This is a genomic window from Flavobacterium daejeonense DSM 17708 (assembly GCF_000425425.1).
GTDB lineage: Bacteria > Bacteroidota > Bacteroidia > Flavobacteriales > Flavobacteriaceae > Flavobacterium > Flavobacterium daejeonense.
In genome coordinates this window covers 74,759-92,900 of record NZ_AUDK01000021.1, presented here as the reverse complement: position 1 = coordinate 92,900, position 18,142 = coordinate 74,759, and the positions used below count along the sequence as shown (strand labels likewise).

4 protein-coding genes and 1 pseudogene are annotated in these 18,142 nt (G+C 38.4%); all 5 read left to right on the top strand.

Annotated features, from left to right (window positions below; genetic code table 11):
- Positions 1 to 999 (top strand): annotated as a pseudogene (locus H599_RS20915) (PorP/SprF family type IX secretion system membrane protein); the annotation flags it as partial.
- 117 nt (positions 1,000 to 1,116) lie between these two features.
- Positions 1,117 to 15,240, top strand: a complete 14,124-nt coding sequence (locus H599_RS0114360; RefSeq protein WP_081810575.1) for a T9SS type B sorting domain-containing protein — start codon at positions 1,117 to 1,119, stop codon at positions 15,238 to 15,240.
- 43 nt (positions 15,241 to 15,283) lie between these two features.
- Positions 15,284 to 16,258 (top strand): PorP/SprF family type IX secretion system membrane protein, encoded by a 975-nt coding sequence (locus H599_RS0114355; protein WP_026714767.1) that lies wholly within the window; start codon positions 15,284 to 15,286, stop codon positions 16,256 to 16,258.
- A gap of 102 nt (positions 16,259 to 16,360) precedes the next feature.
- Positions 16,361 to 17,422 (top strand): sensor histidine kinase, encoded by a 1,062-nt coding sequence (locus tag H599_RS0114350; RefSeq protein ID WP_026714766.1) that lies wholly within the window; start codon positions 16,361 to 16,363, stop codon positions 17,420 to 17,422.
- Positions 17,416 to 18,105 (top strand): LytR/AlgR family response regulator transcription factor, encoded by a 690-nt coding sequence (locus tag H599_RS0114345; RefSeq protein WP_026714765.1) that lies wholly within the window; start codon positions 17,416 to 17,418, stop codon positions 18,103 to 18,105. Before H599_RS0114350 ends, H599_RS0114345 begins: the two co-directional genes overlap by 7 nt.
- Positions 18,106 to 18,142: the final 37 nt, after the last annotated feature.

The following is an 18,142-nucleotide window of genomic DNA, read 5'->3' as shown; positions in this document are numbered from 1 at the left end:
GATGCACTCGCCGCTCAAAAAGCTGCCGAGGAAAAAGCAAAAGCAGACGCCTTAGCGAAAGCCAAACTGGACGCTGAAAATAAAGCGAAAGCCGAGGCACTCGCCGCTCAAACCGCTGCGACACCAAATGATGCTAATGCTAAAGAAATGGAAGATTTAGCAAAATCCATTGAAGAGCTAAGACGCAGCCAACAGGAATTATTGAAAAAATTTAATGACATGGTTGCTGTTAAAGAAAAAGACCTTAAAGACTTAAAAGAAGAAAATGATTTAAGTGAAAAAGGGATTTTCAAAGCACCAAAACCATTTAAAAGTGCCTCTGCTGAAAACAGAGCTATTGAATCGTTACGTCAACAAATCACGGACATCAATCTAAAACAAAACCAAAAAATTAAGGAATTAGAAGCTTTATCAGCTGAGAGAAACAAAAAAGTATCTACTAAAAACGACGCTTTCAACCGTATGTATCAAAGTACGATCAGCCAATTAAAAACAGAACAATCAAACGCAGTACAAACCAATCTGAATTTGATTGCTTCCTTAGAGAAAATTAATACTGAAACCGAAATTGAGAAGAAAAGAAGAATCAAACGAGCCTCATTTGAAAATGAACAGGCAAAATATGATAAAGACAGAGCAGTTTTAAATGAAATAAAAGAAAAAACACCGTTTAGTGCTGTACCTCTAAAAGCGGAAGATTTTGATTTTGGTGAAGAACAGTCTTCGATGCAAATTCTCAAAAATATTAAAAACACTCAAAGTGCCTATTATCTTATTCTGGCAGTTCATAATGATACGACAAAACGGGATGATTTTTTAAGAAAAGCAGTATCCTTAGGACAAACAAACATTGATTTCTTTTATGATGTAAATACGAGTAAATATTTTATTTATTATGAAAAATTCGATGATTTGGAAGAGGCTAAAAGAGCGTTAAAAGCAAAAGGAAGCAAGCCATACAACGGCAAATTATTCATAGTACGAATTGAAAACAATTAGAACATGAAATAGATTTAACATAAAGCAATACGATAACCCAACCCAACTTTACGCCCCTGAAGTGCCGTTGGATTATGGTATTTAAAGATATACCAACGGAACTATAAATTTTCCCGAATGAAAAAAAACTACCTACTAATAATATCCGGATTATTTTCGGAAAATCTGTCATTTGTAACTATTCCGAAAGCAATGTTCTTTGGGTCAAAATCAATTTGGTCTGATAAGAAAAAGAAAACAGATTTAGCATCCCTGACCATTTCTAAATTTTTTGGAACAGTCCTCCTGTTTTCCATGCTCTTTTTAGGGTTGACTACCTATTCTCAAACCTATAAAACTTTTTCCATAAGAAAACAAATTGATATTAGAGGAAAAATGGAGGTCGCCGGAAACAATATTCTGGGATACGACAACAATCCATATAACAATGATACAAAATCCAATCAGGATATTGATATGAAATATATTGATATCGATAATGATGCTTCAACCTTTAGTTCCAGCAGCGCCGATTTATTAGCTCCTACGCAATTAAACGGAACTTCAAGCAGCTGTTACAGAGTATCTTATGCAGCACTTTACTGGGGCGCTATGCTTCAAAGTGGCAGCAGAACCGATATCAATAAAGTAAAACTAAAACTTCCCGGTTCATCAACATACAATGATATTACCGGAGAAGTAATCTATGATGCTAATAGCACACCTATCCCTCCAGATTCAAATAAACCTTATGCCTGCTATGCCGATGTAACAAATTTGTTGAGTACTTTATCTAATATCAGCGGAACATATACAGTTGCTAATGTAATTTCAAGTCAGGGATTTAACGGAGATACCGGTTTATCTGCCGGTTGGACTCTTTTTGTAATCTATGAAGACCCTACACTTCACATGAAATCATTTACCGTATTTGATGGATTTAGCCATATTTATGATTCTCATTACGAAAAAATTCCGGTAACAGGTTTTATAACCCCTACATCGGGTTCAGTAGATCTACAGTTTGCCTATGCGGCTTTAGATGGAGACAAACCCAAAGGAGGAACAAAACTGGAATTTGGAACTAAAGAAGTTACTACTCCTTTAAGACCGGCCAACAAATTTTTTAATTCAACTATTGAAAATACTAATGGTGTACAAACCGCAAGAAACCCTTCAGGATCTAATACTCTTGGCTATGATACAGGATTATTAGAAGTGAACGGAGCAAACCCGGAATATATAAAAAACAATCAAACATCGACAGATTTCACCTTACAGGTAGCCAGAGGCCAGGCAGATCCCGTATTTGCCTTTTTCTCCGCTTATGCCGTAGATATTATTGCACCAAAGATAGATTTGACTAAACTGGTAAAAAACACTTCTGGAACCAACATTGGGGGAGGAAATGTTAATTTAGGACAATCTTTAACTTATGAAATCAGCTACCAAAGTGTAGGTAACGATAATGTTACCAACTTTACCATAAAAGATATCCTCCCTGAAAATATTGTTTTTAATCCAACTACAAATATAGACTATAGTAATGCAGGAGGAGCAACATTACAATCCTACGACCCTGCTACCAGAACGATCATTTTCTCCATACCTAGTACTTCAGTAGAAATTAATGATGCTCAATATACCATTCGATTAAACATTCAGGTAGTACCCGATTGCAACATGTTAAGCGACGCCTGTTCTAACGTCATTATGAACCAGGCTTTCGCTACTTACAGTGGCGTTATCAATACTGACATATTTCAGGAAGAAGGAAGTTTTGCTACCACTGAATGTAAACTAGGAAATCCGGAATCGACTAACTTTATAGTTGATATTTCCAATTGTCAATTTACCCAAACGGCTATTTTATGTGGTGCCAGTGTTGTTTTAACAGCAGCCGACGGATATGACAGCTATTCCTGGTCCACCAGTTCTACCGGAAGTCCGGTTATTGGAACAGGACAAACCTATACTGCTACTCAAACAGGTGTTTACTATGTACACAATACAGCTACTAACGGCTGTCAGTCTATTACCCAGCAAATAACTGTAATTCCGTACGGAAATACTATTACAAATCCGGTTATTCCTTTTGCTGACACGACACCTATTTGTCCTAACAACGGAAAAATTCTGCCTAATATTTTCCTATGCGGAGCCAATGCAACCCGTGCCATTACCACAGGAATTAGTGATGCCACATCGATTAGTTGGCAAAAATTAGACGAAAGCAGTTGTGCTGCCATTACTGTAGATAATTGCGCCAATGAAAGTTCGTCCTGCACTTGGAATCAGGTGGGAACCGGCCCTAATTACACCGTTAATACTTCAGGACAATTTCGAATTGTAATCAATTATACAGGAGGTTGCTACAGCATTTTTTATTTCAATGTATATCAAAATGTATTGAATCCTACCGCAACTTCCAGAGATATTATTTGTAATACCTCCGGAGAAATTACTGTAGGTGGTGTTCCAAACGGATACGAATACAGTTTGAACGGAACAAATTACCAACCCTCAAATGTCTTTACTATAACAACTGCAGGCTCATATACGGTGTACATTCGCCAGGTTGGAGTTGTTACTAATCCCTGTATTTTCACAGTTCCGGACATCCTGATTCGTCAAAGAAATTTTACAGTTTCAACTTTTATTAGCCAACCTTCTTGTAATGGAGACAAGGGCAGTATTAAACTGGCGGCTAATGACATTCGTCCGCAATATTATTACAATCTTTATCAGGGAGCAACTTTAATTAATACTGTAGGTCCAATTACAGCCAGCGAATATGAATTCCCAAATTTAAATCCCGGAACCTACACCGCCCGGGTATGGACAGATGATGGTTGTGACTATTCAGAAAACATCACATTAACCGACCCTCCTTTGCTTACCGCTACATCGGCAATTACCAAACCTTTAACTTGTGAGGATGGTGAAATTACCGTTTATCCCTTAGGAGGTACTCCGCCATATACTTATTTTATCAATGGAACGGATAATTTTCAATATTCTCCACAAATTGTTGTGAGTGAACCATTACCTCCGGGAGGATTATATACAATTATTGTTGAAGATGTCAAAGGATGCAGAGCTACTACCTCTATAACAGTAGCAGCCGTTCCGCCTCCTGCTTTCACCATCAGTCAAACAAATATTTTGTGTTATAATGATACGACCGGAGCCATCAATTTCAACGTAAGTAATGCCAACGGTTACACCTTAGCTTATAGCATTGATAATGGTGCTACTTATACCCCTAATCCAACTTTTTCTAATCTTAGCGCCGGAACTTACAACGCTATTGTAAAATATTCATTGGCAGGAACCGATTGTTTTAGCACCGCGCAAAGCATCATAATTACTCAACCCGATACCGCAGTAACTGCTTCAGCAGGGGTTTCGGAATTAGCAGGTTGCGGAACATCAGGAGAAGGAAAAATAAGAATTACCAATCCGCAGGGAGGTACCGCTCCATACCAATATAGTTTTGACAACCAAACAACATGGACCACAACCAATGAGGCTTATCTGGCTCCGGGAACTTACACCGTATATGTCAGAGATGCTAATGGCTGTATTTATCCAATGTCTAATATTGTGATAGATCCGGTACCGGTTGAACCTACAATCAAGGTAGAAAGCCCTGCTTTTAATTGCGACGGTACCGCTACTGCTACGGTAACTGTAACCAATAATGGAGGTGCAAATTATAGCTACGAATACCTTATTGACGGAATTCCAAATACTAATGTTCCGCCTAATGTGTTCACCAATGTGGCTTCCGGAACCCATACCGTGAGCGTTTCGTACCAATTATTGACTGTGCCAACCTATAGCAATTTATTAAAAGAAGATTTTGGATCTGGTTCTGAAGTGGCTTCCCCGGGAATTAATCCTGCATTCTGTTTTGAAAGACAGAACTTCATAACCTGTGATGGAAACGGAACCCTGAACAACGGAGAATATACCGTTACCAATACCATTAAAAACGGAATATACAGCGGATGGCACAATCCGGTTGACCATACTGCAGGAAGTGCAACCGGAAGATATTTAGCCGTTGACGCCGGAAGCGCCATCCCGAATAATGCTGTTGTGTACAGAAAAACCATTCAGGATATTATTCCTAACCAACCTATTCAGGTGCGCTTTTTTGCTACCAATTTATTGAAAGTGGGTAATGGCCAACCTGACGCATCCCTTACAGTTGAGTTACAAAATGCCTCTGGAGTTGCACTATCATCAGAATCTACCGGAGGAATTCCAAAAACGAATGGTTGGATTGAATACAACAAAACCATTAACCCGGGAGACAACACTACATTAGATTTTGTATTACGTTTAGAAATAGCTCAGGTTAATGGAATCGATTTTGCCGTTGATGATATCGAAGTCTATCAATTGCCTAAAGCCTGTATTACAACCAAAGATTTCACAGTGGTTATCCCTACAGATGAAGCTTTTACAGCATCCTTAGTAAATGTTAAAAATCTAAACTGTTCCGGCCCTAATGACGGTGAAATTACTATCGCTGCAACTAATTTTGATACAACCAACGGATTCCAATATTCTCTTGATAACGGAGCAACCTGGAATACCCAAATGACTTCTCCATACACCATTACCGGATTGGCTCCAGGCACTTATAATTTAAAAATTCGTTATGGTGCAACTGCAGGCAATACTTGTGAGCAATCATTTACTGCTACAATTACAGCTCCTGCTCCTTTAGTTACAACTGCAACCATAAGTATTCCGGCTAATTGTACAACAGGAGCGACAATTACCGCTTCGGCAACAGGCGGAACTCCTGCTTATCGTTACGAATTATGGAATGCCACAGCAACAACTAACATTGTTCCTTCACAAACATCTGGTTCATTTACAGATGTTCCTCCGGGAAGCTATATCGTTCGTGGATACGATGCGAATAATTGCACCGATGACAGCAATGTCATTACAGTAGTTGCTCCTCCAACTTTATCAGCTACTTTAGCTCCAAGTACAGACTTTTGCTATGATAGTCTGGATCAGGCAACATTAGTAGTGGCTGCTTCTGGCGGAACAGCTCCTTTTGTTTACAGTCTGGATGGTGCTCCTGCTCAAAACTCTAATACTTTTACCAATGTAACTCCGGGAACTCACGAAATCATAGTAACCGACAGTTATAATTGTACAGCGACTATTGCCAATATCATTATTGCGCCACAATTAACAGCCACAATCGCTAACATCAAAGAATTAGATTGTACTACAAGTCCTGAAGCGGTAATTACAGTATCAATCTCAGGAGGAAACAGTCCTTTTACTTACAAAGTCAAAGAAGGCTCAGCCAGCTATGGCACTAGTAACGCAGTTACCGGAACCTCTTTTACTTATACCACTGCAACCGCCGGCAATTATACCTTTGAAATTACAGATGCGAAAGGTTGTGTTACGACAACTTCAGCGACTATCAATCCTTTAGTTCCTGTAAATGCTACTTTGAATACCATAAATCCATTATGTAACGGAGATGCTAATGGTAGCGTTCAAATTATTCCTTCGGGAGGAGTTGGTCCTTATACGTATAGTTTCGATGGAAGTACTCCTTCAACTACTAGTCTTTATACAGGATTAAGTGCCAATATTACTTATTCTTATGAAGTTCGTGATAGTAAAAATTGCCCTTTCACCGGAACGGTTACTTTAACTGAACCTACAGCTTTAACGACTACTGCAACAGTTATTCCTTTTAGCTGTAGTACAACCAATACCAAACAATCCGCAACAATTACCATCGAAGTTCCAACAACAGGAACGGCGCCTTACACCTACAGTTTTAACGGAAGTACTTACAGCAGTTCAAATGTTCTAACGGTAAACGATAATGGTACAGATCAACCCATAAATTATTCCGTAAGAGATGCCAATGGTTGTATTTTTCCTGGCAGTGTTACTCTAAACAAACTAAATCCTCCTACTGATTTAAGTTTTACAGCTGCACCAATTAGCTGCAATAATCCAACAACTGATGTAACAATCTTTGCTACTAACGGTGTAGGAACTTTGACTTATGAAATCATCTCTCCGGCTTCAACTGCTCCATCCAATACAACAGGAGTTTTCTCCAATTTATCACCAGGAACTTACATCTTTAAAGTAACCGATGAAAACGGCTGTTATTATACGGAATCTCATGTTATCAATCCGGTAACTCCAATTGCCGTTGCAGGTAATGTAAGCAGTGATGTGTTGTGTTTTGGAGACAGTTCGGGAAATGCTGTATTTACCGTTTCCGGATTTTCGGGAACTTACAGTTATAGTATTAATAGCGGTACAGCAATTACAGGATACAGTGCACCAACTATTGATTTAACAAATCAACCGGAAGGAAGCTATACAATTACTGTTATTGATGAAACGACCTCTTGTGATGCTACAGCAACCGTAACTATTACAGAGCCTACAGCTCCTTTAGCCTTAGCAGCTACTGCAACCAACATCAATTGTAACAATGATAACGCTCAGATTAGTGTAAACGCAACGGGAGGAACTCCTAATTACAGCTATGCAGCAGTAATTTCAGGTGCTTCGGCCCCAACAACTTATGCTACTAGCAACATCGTTACTGTTGCCACCAATTCAGGAGCCAACTTATCCTGGGACGTTTATGTAAAAGATGCGAATGGATGTACTGAAATGACAACAGTTACTATTGCAAGTGATCCTTTGCCAACGGTTACAACTCCAGTTTTGGCGTCTAATCAATGTGATGTTGCAACTGGATTTACTTTTACAGCAACCGGAACCGGATTAGCTCCGTTACGATACAGTATCAACGGGGGCACAACTTACCAAAACAGCCCTACATTTACCGTTAATACCCCGGGAACTTACACCGTAACTATTATTGATGGAAATGGTTGTACCGCCCCAAGCAACACGCCAACGATCATTTACCCAAGATTAACATTAAATGCTGTATTGAATAAAAACATCACTTGTAGTACTCCGGTAGAAGCCCAAGTTACACTTACAGCAGCTAACGGAAACAATGGCTCTTACACTTATGCTTTTTCTACAGATGGAACTAATTTCACGACAATGGCTTCCAATGTATTTAATACTACTACTCCTGGAAGTTATACCTTTAGAGTTACCGATGCCAATGGATGTACAGCAACCACTCCAACTCCGATTGTATTAACTGCTCCTGTTAATCCGGATATAATTGATCATACACAAACTCAGGATATTTATTGTAATGGTGAATCGACTGCTTCTATTAGAGTGAATATTAATAGCGCTGTAGGATTAGCTCCATTTAGCTATAGTATCGATGGAACCAATTTTCAATCTTCAAACGTTTTTTCAAGTTTAGCAGCCGGAAACTATACCGTAACATTAAAAGACAGTAAAGGCTGTACCGACACTTACAATCTTACTATTAACGAACCAACTGCATTAAAATACACCCTTTCAACAACCGAGATTCAATGTGCCAGTACCTCTTTAGGTTCAATTACAGTTAATGTAGATGCTCTAGGTTTAGGAGGAACAGCTCCTTATACTTATATTTTAACGAATAATGTAGGCGAACCAACACTCACAGTCGCAAAAGCTACTGGAACAAATCATACTTTTTCAGATTTAAACTTTGGTACTTATTACCTTACTGTGGTGGATGCTAATGGTTGTTCATTAAAAACTACTACAAAGGTAATTTCTCCTCCCGATAATCTGGATATTGTAGTAGAATCTACTGCAGACTGCGCTTCAGGTGGAACGGTTACAGTTACTGCAACCGGTGCAATATTAGGAAGTGGCCCTTTTTACTTTGCCATTTACCAAAAAGATCCTGTAACCGGATTATACCCTACTGCTCCAACTTTTGATCCTGTGACTGGAGATGTTCAATATCCTTTTCAGGCAGAAGATCCTTTAAACCCACGATCAACAACTTTTACCAATTTGTTACAAGGAGTCATTTACTCATTCATAGTATTTGATGATGTTACAAAATGCTCCTATATCAAAGAGGCATCAACTCCAACAATTAAAGCAACCAGTTTGGCTACTTTAAGAGTCGTAACCGATGTTACCTGTAAAGGAGCCAATGATGGAACAGTTTCGATTACTTTAGACAAAGATCCTTCTGCTCCTGTAGGATATGTTGCCCCTGATTCAGTAGATTATGCAGTGTATGATTCAAAAACCAATATGCCTTTGTCTCCATCAAATAATGGATCAGGAATAGCGGTAGGCGCTTATCCTTTTGTAATGCCTTTAATTGGTGGCCTCGCACCTGGTTCATACTATGTAGTAATCACCGAGAACGGAGGAACAAATGATGGTTGTAGTAGTGCAACGCTTCCTTTTGACATCTACGAATCGGCTACTGAATTGGAAGTTACAGCTACGATTACTAAAAAAGACAACTGTAATCTTAATGCAGGTCAGATTGTAGCCATTGCCAAAGGAGGAACTACGATGTCTCGGGAAGATTTATTAGCGGTTCCGCCACAGGTAGCTACTCCTATTCCATATCAATATCAAATTTTACCGGATACATCTACCGCTCCGACATCTAGTGATTCAAATTGGGGTACGACTAACACCTTTTACAAAGAAACCGGTGACTATATTGTTTATGCGATGGATGCCAATAAATGTATTCAGGCTTATCCTATTCAGTTGTTATCAGATGATGCTCCAACAATTGATACTCCGGCTTCAATTTGCTACGATGGCAATCCGTTTACGATTAGCATTACAGGAACGGTAGATCCGGATATTGTTGGAGGTGCAACTTACAGCGTCAATGGAAGTGCTTTCCAAAGCAGTCCTGATTTTACTTTTAATGCCTCAGGAACTTATAATTTAGTGATTAAAGACGGTAATAATTGTACTGCCAATGTTAATTACATAGTACATCCGCAATTGCAAATCGATGCCGAATTAACAAAAGAATTAGATTGTACTACATCTCCTAATGCTGAAATTACATTAACGGTTTCCGGAGGAAATACATCTCCTTCAGCAAATTATGCGTATGAATCTTCTCCAGATGGTATAAGTTGGACTACAATGACTTCTAATGTATTTACTGCATCAACAGCAGGAACTTATACTTTCAGAGTTACTGACAGCAATAATTCAACAAGCTGTCAGGCTACAACGAGTCTGACATTAGACCCAATCACACCAACCATTTTCACCACTTCGAAAACCAATGTGATCTGTAATAATGGTAATGAAGGAAGCATAACAGTAACTGTTACTTCCGGTGAAGGTCCTTATGAATATAAATTAGATGGTCCTGTTCCTTATGGATACCAACCATCTAACCAATTTACCGGATTGACTGCAGGAACAAATTATCATGTAACTGTACGAAACAGTAAAATGTGCGAATACTTAAGCGCTCCAATAACAATCACGGAACCAACTCCTCTTGCTGCCTCATCAGATTTAACCACAGCTTTAAGTTGTGGCTCCGGAAATACCGCTCAGGCAGCAACTGTAACTGTAACCGGAATTAACGGAACTGCTCCTTACACCTATAGCTATAATAATGGAGCAAGTTATACCTCATCAAATACCTATCAGTCATTCGTAGGAACTACTTTTAATGTTTGGGTAAAAGATGCTAATGGTTGTACTTTTGAATTGGTAAATGGAGTTAACATTCCACCTTTAAATCCACCAACAGATTTAGATATCAATGGAACTGATATTCATTGTATGCCTGTTAGCAGTCAAACCAGTACGGTAACACTTACTACTACAAATGGCACATTGCCTTTAAGTTATGCCATTGTATTCCCAACAAGCGCAACAACCAATGTTAGTGGAGCTTCAAGTGGAACCTTTACAGACTTAACTCCGGGAACTTACTTATTCCAGGTAACAGATGACAACGGCTGTACCTATCAGGAAGCTTATACAGTAGATCCGGTAACTAACATTACTGTTTCAGGACAATTAATTAGTGATGTAAGTTGTAATGGAGGAACTAACGGAACAGTTCAATTTGCCGTAACTAATTTTACAGGAACTTATAGTTATTCCATCAATGGAACGCCAACAGCTACAGGACAATCAAATGCTACAATTACACTTCCGGGATTAGCAATTGGAACCTATACTATAATTGTAACAGACGAAACAACAGGCTGTGAAGCCACAACTTCGGTAACTGTTTCAGAACCTGCATTATTAACATTAACACCAGCATCCAACATCAATGCGAATTGTAATTTTGGCGCTCAGGTATCGGTAACCGCTTCCGGAGGGATTCCACCTTATAGCTATGCTTTTGTGCCAAATGGGACAACAGTTGTTGCAACAGATTACACCAACTCCCCTTCAGCTGTTTTAGACCCTGCGGTATCCACATGGGATGTGTGGGTAAAAGATGCGAATGGTTGTGTTATTTCAAGTCCTTTGGCAATTAGCATTGCTACTGATCCGCTTCCTTCCGGAATAAGCGTTCCAGGATTAAATCAGTGCCCTAGTCCAACAGGAACTTATACTTTTACTATAGATGTAACTACAGGAATCGCTCCATACGAATACAGCATTGGCGCAGGATTCCAAAGTAGTCCTACATTCACCGTAAACGCAGCTGGAACCTATGATGTAGTAGTAAAAGATGCTAATGGCTGTACAAATCCAGTTCCTTTCTCAGTAACAATATTACCGGCTTTGCAATTGCAAGCCAGCATTACAGCCTTGCCAAGTTGTGCTGATGGAGATGGTACACTAACCGCTTTAGCAACAGGAGGTTCAGGAACTTACCAGTACAGTATCGATGGGGGTGGGAATCAAGCTTCAGCTGATTTCACAAATATCTCTGCAGGAAACCATACCATTATGGTTACTGATATGACAACAACTTGTACTTATTCTGTAACAGTAACTTTAGAAGCCGCAACCCCAATAACTGGTTTTGCCCTTTCTAAAACGGATGTAACTTGTAATGGAGGCGACAACGGAAGCATAACTGCTACTATGGATACGCCAGGCACAGGAGTAAATGACAACCCTGTTTATAGCTATAGCATTGATAGAGGAGCAACTAACCAAACTTCAAATGTTTTCTCTGGATTAACAGCAGGAACTTACACAGTAGAAGTGACATCAGGTAGAGGATGTACAGCAACAGCATCGATTACTATTGATGAACCAGCTGTTATTATAGTTCCAACACCAACAGTTTCTCAATTTGGATGTAATTCGGGTTCGAATGCCAATAATTTTGCTACAATTACTGCTAATGGTGTAAATGGCGGTTCAGGAGTTTATAACTATGAGTTTATAAAAGACGGTTCAGTAGTTCAATTTGGACCAAACAATTTGTATACAGAAACCAATTTATTAGGCGGTACTTACACCGTAAATGTATATGATAGTAATGGTTGTATGGGAACTGCTGCTTCAACAGTTACTATCAATCCTTTTATTGCTTTGGATAAAATCAACGTAGCAGTAAACAATGCAATTACTTGTACGACCAACGAAGAAGATATCACTGTGACAGCAACTACAATTGGAGGTACTCCTACAGTATTAAATTACACCGTTGAAGACAGCTTGGGAGGAGTACTTGGTGGTGTTTATTCACAAACAAATACAACTGGAATTTTTACAGGATTACCTATTGGGGATTATATCATAACGGTGACAAACCCAACAACAACTTGTAGCATCCAAACGGTACATTACGTAAACAATCCAAACACATTCGAATTAAAAGCAGTAAAAACTAGCGATGTAATCTGTTTTGGTTCAAATGAAGGAACAGTTCAATTAACCCTTGTAGACAATCAGCTAAATCCAACAAATGATGCTGGTCCATTTAGTTATGTAGTAACTGGACCAACGGCAAGTTCAGGAAATTCACCATCAGCGGGACCATTTACTCTTAGTGGATTAACCGCAGGAGTTTATAGTGTTACAGCAACATTAACAAACACACCTTACTGTTCGACTACTACAAACTTTACAATTGATCAGCCAAATGCAGCTTTAACAACTTCCGAAACCCATACGGCGATTACTTGTATTTCAGGAAATAATGACGGTACAATTTCAGCTACTGCAACTGGTGGTTGGCCAGGTGGTTATCAGTACGAATTAGTTGGACCGGTAAATGTGGCTTATTCTTCTCAAAGCACTTTTACAAATCTAACTGCCGGTAATTACACTGTTAATGTAAAAGATAGCAAAGGTTGTATCGCTTCCGCAAATGTGACTTTAGTGGTTCCAACACCAATTAGCATTACCGCAAATTCAGATATTACTATGGTTAGCTGTTTTGGTGATAAAAACGCAACTATTACGGTTAGTACAACCACCGGTGGTCAGGGTTCTAATTATATTTATACATTAAATACAACTTCTTTAACACCTGCTACTTCAAGTGGCCCACAAGCTTCTCCTGTATTCTCAGGTTTAGGAGCCGGAACCTACACCGTTTCCGTAACAGATGGTTACAGCTGTACCGCTACATCTACTCCTATAGTAATTCAGGAACCATCAAAAGTAAACGCCAGTTTAGTGGTTGCCAGCACGCAAACTTGTTTGAATCAAACTACTTTGACTCTAAGTGCAACTGGCGGAACAGGAACTTATAGTTACAGTACCGATGCTAACTTTACTGCAAGTACTGCTTTGGCTGGCAATTCTACAACTTTCCCTGTTCCTCCGGGAACTTACGCCTATTATGTTAGAGACGCTAACGGCTGTATTTCGGTTATTTCGAACCAAATTAAAATAGATCCTCTGCCTCCTCTGACAATTGACATTGACAGCGCCAATGCGGTTATCAATTGTGCCGGAGATAATACCGGAGTTATTGTGGCAACAGCTCAGGGAGGATTAGGAAATTACAGCTATACCTTACTGGATGGTTCGGGTGCCAAAGTTCAAGGGCCAACAACTTCTGGTAATTTCACCGCACTATATGCCGGAGATTATCAGGTAAGAGTAGACAGTGGCGATTGTACTACTACTTCAACTGTTATTACAATAACACAACCTCTTGAGCCGTTAACTGCCTCAGGCACTATAACGCCGGTAAGTTGTAACGGCGCTAATAATGGTATTTATACAGTAACTGCTTCTGGCGGAACAGGCATTATTAAATACGCTATTTCACCTAATTTAAATCAGTTTTTTGATTCTAGTATTTTTGAAAATCTGGCACCGGGTCATTATGATGTTATTGTTCAGGATCAATTAGGATGTTATGTCCGATTAGATTTTGATATGACTGAACCAGCACCAATCAGTGCGACTGTTGACCCAACTTCAATAGTTCCTGAAATTTGCTACGGTGACAATGATGCTGCATTTAGTATTGATATAGCGGGTGGTGTATTGCCATATAGTGTTATTTTAGATGACCCTAACGGTACTTTTACTACCGGAGATCCTACTCAGAGCCGTTTTGATTTTACAGGAATAACAGGAGGAACACACATTGTATATATTATTGATGCCAATAGTTGTTCATACGAATTAGAAGTTCCTTTAGAAGAATCGGTTAAAATTGATCCGGTTGCCTTAGTAGATTATAGTTGTGTAAATAATGCAGCTGCTAATTCGGTGACAGTAACAGTTGATCCTAGTATTACGAATCCTGCCGATTTAGATTATTCATTAGATGGAGGAAATTATCAGTCAAGTAATATTTTTACAAATATTACTCCGGGTACTGGTCATTATATTGATGTAAGACATACTAACGGCTGTATCAAACGAACGCCTAATTTCAATATTTTACAGGTAGATCCATTGACCTTAACTTTAAGTGATGGCGGATTGAACGAAATTGTGGCAACTGCAACCGGCGGTGGCGGAGGTTATCAATACACTTTTAACGGAGAATACAACGGAACTAAAAACACTTACATCATTTATAAATCGGGAGATTATACCGTTCAGGTAACGGATGCTAATGGTTGTACCGCAACAGCAACCCGATATTTTGAATATATTGATGTGTGTATTCCAAATTACTTCACTCCAAACGGAGACGGAATAAGCGACGGCTGGGCTCCGGGTTGTACTATAAATTATAAAGATTTAACATTTGACATTTTTGACCGGTATGGACGAAAAATTGCTACTTATCACTTAGGGCAAACCTGGGATGGAAAATACAACGGACAGGAACTACCTTCAGGAGATTATTGGTTTGTTTTAAAACTAAACGATCCAAAAGACAATCGGGATTTTGTAGGTCATTTTACACTTTACAGATAGTCAAAAAAGAAAAAAGCTATTGCCCCAAATTAAAAATAGTAGAATGAAAAAATTAATGATATACTTTCTTCTCCTGACAATGAGCCAAAGTTATTGTCAGGAAATGAATTTGCCGGTTCACACTCAATATTTGGCAGATAACCACTTTGTGATTTCGCCAACATTTGCCGGAATTGGTGATAATCTTAAAATCAGAGCCAATGGATTGGCACAATGGATAGGGATTAAAGATGCACCCAGAAATGCATCCGTTTATGCCGATTTTAGAATCGCCGACCGTTCCGGAATCGGAGTTTCTTTTTATAATGATAAAAATGGAAATACCCGACAAAATGGTGCTAAATTCTCATTTGCCCAACATCTTATTTTGGATTATTATACCAAACAATATCTGTCTCTGGGAATATCCTACAACATCAATAATTTTAAAATTGATATTGAAAATTTCAACACTACTTATGAAATTCCTGTTTTAGACCCAAATGTAACAGACAACCGTTTTAATTCGAACAACAACTTCGATATTGGCGCTTTGTACCGCTATGAGAACTTTTATTTAAGCCTTAATGCCAATAATATCTTAGCCAAAAATATTGACAAATACTTTGGTGCTGAACCTAACTTACTTTTAAATTATCAAATCTATTCCGGTTATGTAATTAAAGGACCTGCAAACAGCCGAGTGGAATATGAACCTTCGGTTTATTATCAGTTATTTGCCAGTGACAAACGTTCCAGTACCGACATCAACATAAAATACCGAAAATACAACAAGTATGAAGATTACTACTGGGCCGGAATTTCCTATCGCTTCCTGAATGATCAGGTTTTTAAACCACTGAATTTAGGACCAATGGCAGGTTTTAAAAAGTCTAATTTCTATTTTGCTTATTCTTATCAGGTTACGCTTAATCCGTTGATGTCTTATAATTCAGGGACACACATGATAACGATTGGTTTAGATTTCTTTGCCGGAATTAGCAATTGCCCTTGTACCCAAAGTCCGGTTCATGACTAAATAAAAAGAAAACATAAGAAAATCGCAGGATTTCTGATTTTCACCTCAATAATTAGAATGCTAAAAATAAGAAGCTTAACTTTGATGAGTTAACTTATTTTCATGAAAAAAAATATTACTTCTTATTTGTTAGTTTTTTTCGTGTGCATTGTATTCATGCTGTTGCCATATATGTTTACTGCAACCGGAAGTGTTTTACAACTACCGAACCTGGTAAACAATGGTCACGACCGGATTTATTTCTTTATCTATTCGTTGTTGTTGTTGTTCTTTCTGTTCAATTATTATTATCTCATTCCCCAAATTTATTTTTCAAACAAGCAACTGTTGTATTTTGGCATCACCAGCCTTTTTTTACTCTTCTTTCTCTGGATTTCAAGCTATTTTGATCATCCGGAACGTAACTTTTTAGATTTTGGAAAACATCCTGAATTTCGTCCTGAGAAATTCCCTCTGCCTCCAAAAATAAACAATCATCATCCGCTCGGCCCTCCTACCCAATACAGTCATACCATATTAGTTTATTTAATCGGAGTGGTTTCCAGTTTGTTATTTGCCATCAACAATCGCCTGCGAGATGTTGAAAAAGAAAAAATGCAATCAGAATTGTCTTTCCTGAAAGCACAAATCAATCCGCATTTCCTCTTTAACACTTTGAACAGTATTTACGCTTTAGCCATTAAAAAAGACGACAAAACCGCCGATGCCATAGTGCAACTTTCTGAATTAATGCGCTACATTATTTCAAATGCTAATGACGACGTGATTGCTTTAGACAAAGAACTCAATTATATTGACAATTTTATTCAGTTACAAAAAACCAGATTAGGAAATACCGTTAGGATAAAATATGTTTCCGAAGGAAATGGGTATGGAAAATGTATTACACCGCTTATCCTGATTTCATTTATTGAAAATGCTTTCAAACATGGGATAAACCCAAATCAGGATTCGGAGATCGATATCAAAATCAGTATTGAAGATCATTTTTTAACTCTATTTGTATCCAATAACAAAGTCGAATCCATTCATTCACAAAGCGGTATTGGATTACAAAACACCATTGAAAGGCTGACCTATTTGTACCCTAAAAACCACGAATTATCCATTGATGATTCGCCCGAAAAATATACGGTTATATTAAAGATTAATGTAGGATGTTAAAAGCAATTGCCCTCGATGACGAACCTCTGGCACTGGAAGTGTTACAAAGTTTTTGCGATCAGATGGAAGAAATCTGTCTGGACAAAACCTTTACCAAATCGGAAGATGCTTTTAAATATTTGAAAAAATTTCCCGTAGATTTATTGTTTTTAGACATCAATATGCCTTCTGTTTCGGGCATTAATTTTTACAAAAAATTACCGCATAAAACGATGGTCATTTTTACTACGGCTTATTCTGAATATGCCGTAGAAGGTTTTACCCTGAGTGCCACCGATTATATTTTGAAACCGTTTTCTTTTAGCCGTTTCAAACAGGCAGTCGAAAAAGCCATTAACCAGCATAAACTACAAAACCAAAATCCGGAACAACTTTATCTTTTTATCCGTGCCGATTACAGCCTGATAAAAATCCTGTTTTCGGATATTTTGTTCATCGAAGGATTAGATGATTACTTAAAAATCCACATTCAGAATCAAAAAACCGTAGTGGCCCGCATGACTCTGAAAGCCATTTTAGAAAAATTACCTTCACCGGAATTTGTTCGCGTACATCGTTCCTTTATTGTACCTGTTTCTAAAATTGATAAAGTCCGCAATAAAATCATTTACATCAATGAAGAAGAAATACCTGTAAGTGCGAGTTATGAGGCTGCTTTTTTTGCCCTGCTTAATAAAGAATAAGCTTTTTTTGCAATTAAAAATTTCCGTTTGCCATTTC